This window comes from Lichenifustis flavocetrariae, assembly GCF_026130545.1.
GTDB classification, from domain to species: Bacteria; Pseudomonadota; Alphaproteobacteria; order Rhizobiales; family Beijerinckiaceae; genus Lichenihabitans; species Lichenihabitans flavocetrariae.
This window is the reverse complement of sequence record NZ_JAMOIM010000119.1, coordinates 1-3,549: the sequence shown is the minus strand read 5'-3', so window position 1 is coordinate 3,549 and position 3,549 is coordinate 1. Positions and strand designations below refer to the sequence as shown.

General features: G+C 68.1%; 4 protein-coding genes. All 4 read right to left on the bottom strand.

Going from position 1 to position 3,549, the window contains the following annotated elements; translation table 11 throughout:
• Positions 1–2: 2 nt before the first annotated feature.
• Genes rfbA through rfbB form a run of 4 tightly spaced genes read right to left on the bottom strand, consistent with a single transcriptional unit; the run spans position 3 to position 3,431 of the window.
• A complete protein-coding gene (rfbA, locus tag M8523_RS36005) occupies positions 3–878 on the bottom strand; it encodes a glucose-1-phosphate thymidylyltransferase RfbA (RefSeq protein WP_282589595.1) in 876 nt (291 codons plus the stop codon).
• Positions 875–1,765 (bottom strand): dTDP-4-dehydrorhamnose reductase, encoded by an 891-nt coding sequence (rfbD, locus tag M8523_RS36000; RefSeq protein ID WP_282589596.1) that lies wholly within the window; start codon positions 1,763–1,765, stop codon positions 875–877. Before rfbD ends, rfbA begins: the two co-directional genes overlap by 4 nt.
• Before the next feature lie 22 nt (positions 1,766–1,787).
• The gene (gene rfbC / locus M8523_RS35995; RefSeq protein ID WP_282589594.1) at positions 1,788–2,342 is read right to left on the bottom strand and encodes a dTDP-4-dehydrorhamnose 3,5-epimerase; all 555 of its coding nucleotides are present in this window, start codon (positions 2,340–2,342) and stop codon (positions 1,788–1,790) included.
• 3 nt (positions 2,343–2,345) lie between these two features.
• Positions 2,346–3,431, bottom strand: a complete 1,086-nt coding sequence (gene rfbB / locus M8523_RS35990) for a dTDP-glucose 4,6-dehydratase (RefSeq protein ID WP_282589593.1) — start codon at positions 3,429–3,431, stop codon at positions 2,346–2,348.
• Positions 3,432–3,549: the final 118 nt, after the last annotated feature.

Genomic DNA, 3,549 nt, shown 5'->3' with positions numbered 1-3,549 from the left:
GCTCAGTTTGCGGGTGTTTCGGCGAGGCGCAGGAGGTATTGGCCGTAGGTGCTTTTGCCGAGGGCGCGGCCGAGGTCGCGCAGGGCGGCGGCGTCGATCCAGCCCTTGTCGAAGGCGATTTCCTCGGGGCAGGCGATCTTGAACCCCTGGCGATGTTCCAGCGCCTGGACGAAGGAGGCCGCCTCGGTCAGCATGTCGGGCGTGCCGGTGTCGAGCCAGGCGAAGCCGCGCCCCATGCGGGTCACCGCGAGGCGGCCCTGTTCGAGATAGATCCGGTTGACGTCGGTGATTTCCAGTTCGCCGCGCGGCGAGGGTTTCAGATCGGCCGCGATCTTCACCACATCGGCGTCGTACATGTAGAGCCCCGTCACGGCCCAGTTGGAGCGCGGCTTGGCGGGCTTCTCCTCGATCGTGATGGCGCGCCCCGCGGCGTCGAATTCGACCACCCCATAGCGCTCCGGGTCCGACACATGATAGCCGAACACGCTGGCGCCCTTCAGGTTCTGGCGGGCGCCTTCGAGCAGGTCCGGCAAGCCGTGGCCGTAGAAGATGTTGTCGCCGAGGACCAGCATGGAGGGATCCTGGCCGACGAAGTCGGCGCCCAGGATATAGGCTTGGGCCAGCCCCTCGGGCTTGGGCTGGACTATGTAGCTGAAGCGCAGGCCCCAGCGCTCGCCGCTGCCCAGCAACTGGCGGAAGCGCGGCAGGTCGTCCGGGGTCGAGATCACCAGGATGTCGCGGATGCCGGCCAGCATCAGCGTCGACAAGGGATAATAGACCATCGGCTTGTCGTAGACGGGCAGAAGCTGCTTCGACACCGTCAGGGTCATGGGATGCAGCCGCGTGCCGCTGCCGCCTGCCAGAATGATGCCCTTCATGCGGAAGCTTCCCTCAAAAGTCGGGTGACGCAGGATGCGACGGAGCCCTGCCAGGCCGGCAGGACGACGCCATGGAGCCGGGCGAGCTTGCCGCAATCGAGTTGCGAGTTGGCCGGGCGCCGGGCGGGCGTGGGATAGTCCGCGGTGGTGATCGGCCGCACCGCGGCGCTCGGCCCGCCCGCCGATCGCGACGCGGCGAAGATCGCCTCCGCGAAGGCCGCCCAGGTGGTCGAACCGCTGCCGCTCATGTGGAAGAGGCCGCGCAGGTCGGCGTCGGGGCGATCGACCAGGTTGCGGGCGACGGCCAGGATCGCGTCGGCCATGTCGAGCGCGGAGGTCGGGCACCCCTTCTGGTCGGCCACGACGGAGAGTTCGTCGCGGCTCGCCCCGACCCGCAGCATGGTCTTCACGAAATTCGCCCCGAACGGGCTGTAGACCCAGGCGGTGCGCAGGATGGCGTGATTGTCGGTCGCGGCCGCCACCGCCTCCTCGCCCGCACGTTTCGATTGCCCGTAGATGCCGAGCGGCTGGGTCGGGTCGTCTTCCCGGTAGGGGCGGTCCAGCGATCCGTCGAAGACGTAATCGGTCGAGATCTGGATCACCGGCACGCCGCGCCGCGCCGCCGCCTGCGCGACCGCCTTGGCGCCGCCCGCATTGATGGCCCAGGCGAGCTCCGGCTCGCTCTCCGCCTTGTCGACCGCCGTATAGGCGGCCGCATTGACCACGACATGGGGCGCGGCTTGCGCCACCGCCGCGTCGACCCCCGCAGGATCGGCGAGATCGAGCGCGGGGCGGCCCAGCGCGATCACGTCGACGCCGGCGCGGGCTCCGCGTTCGAGGAGCGAGCGGACCACCTGGCCGTCGCGTCCCGTCACCACGACGCGCAGAGGCGCAGGCGACGACGTCCGCTCAGGCGAAGACATGGGTCGCGTCCGCGAGCCGCGGATGCTTCTTGTCCTTGTCGGACAAGACCGCCTGATCCCGCGCCACCGGCCAGGCGATGCCGAGATCGGGATCGTCGAACGCGATGCCGAAATCGTTCGACGGCGCGTAGAGGTTCGTCACCTTGTAGAGCACCTCGCAGTCGGGCACGAGCGTGCAGAACCCATGCGCGAAGCCGGGCGGCACCCACAGCTGGCTCCAGTTCTCGGCCGAGAGTTCCACCGCCACATGCTGGCCGAAGGTCGGGGAGGAGCGGCGGATATCGACCGCCACATCGAGGATGCGGCCTTTGGCGCAGCGGACGAGTTTGCCCTGCGCATGCGGTTCGGTCTGGTAATGCAGGCCCCGTACCGTGCCGGGCGTCGCCGAGACCGAATGATTGTCCTGCACGAAGGTGAAGTCACCGAGCTGTTCGGTGAAGGTCTTGGCGTTGAACACTTCCGAGAAGAAGCCGCGGTCGTCGCCGAAGCGGCGCGGCGTGAGGAGGACGACGTCGGGGATCGCGGTGCGTTGCAGTTCCATGGGTCAGACCGTCTCCGGCGTCGTGGTGTCGAGGCCGAGGCGCTCGCCGCGGTAGCCGCCGCTGCGCACCCGCTCCCACCATTGGCGGTTGTCGAGGAACCATCGCACCGTCTTGCGCAGCCCGGAGTCGAAGTTCTCCTGCGCGCGCCAGCCGAGTTCCTGTTCGATGCGGGTCGCGTCGATGGCATAGCGTCCGTCGTGGCCGGGCCGGTCGGCGACGAAGGTGATCAGCTGTTCGCGCGGGCCGATGGCCGGATCGGGGGTCATCTCGTCGAGCAGCACGCAGATCTGCCGCACGACATCGATGTTCCGGCGCTCGTTGCGGCCGCCGATATTGTAGCTCTCGCCGGGCGTGCCCTTCTCGACGACGGTCAGCAGCGCGCGGGCATGGTCGTCGACGTAGAGCCAGTCCCGGATGTTGGCGCCCGTGCCGTAGACCGGCAGGGGCTTGCCCTCGAGGGCGTTCAGGATGACGAGCGGGATCAGCTTTTCGGGGAAATGGTAGGGCCCGTAATTGTTGGAACAATTGGTCAGTAGCGTCGGCAGGCCGTAGGTGTGGTGCCAGGCGCGGACCAGATGGTCGGAGCCGGCCTTCGAGGCCGAATAGGGCGAGTTGGGCTGATAGGGCGTGGCTTCATGGAACGCCCCTTCGGGGCCGAGCGAGCCGAACACTTCGTCGGTCGAAATATGGTGGAACCGGAAGGCCGCCCTCTCGGCGTCCCCCAGGCCGCGCCAGTACCGGAGTGCCGCCTGCAGGAGGCTGAAGGTCCCCATGACGTTGGTACGCAGAAAGGCACCGGGACCGTCGATCGACCGGTCGACATGGCTTTCGGCCGCGAGGTTCATGATCACGTCGGGCCGGTGCTCGGCCATCAGGGCGTCCATGCGCGGCTCGTCCGCGATATCGGCCTTGACGAAGCCGTAGCGCGCGGAGCCGGCCACCGGCGCCAGCGAATCGAGGTTGCCCGCATAGGTCAGCGCATCCACCACCAAGGCCCGATGCGGCGTCTCGGTGATGATCTGCCGAACCACCGCCGAGCCGATGAACCCCGCCCCTCCGGTCACCAGAATGGTCTTCGCGTCCGCCAATACCTTCTCCCTCCGTCAGACCGTCCATCGCGCGAGAGCCCGCGAGCCCTCCGGCCCAGCCATAACGCAAGTTTACCCTAGCGGAAACCTACCGGCGTGCGCAGGCTGGTTCCCGTAG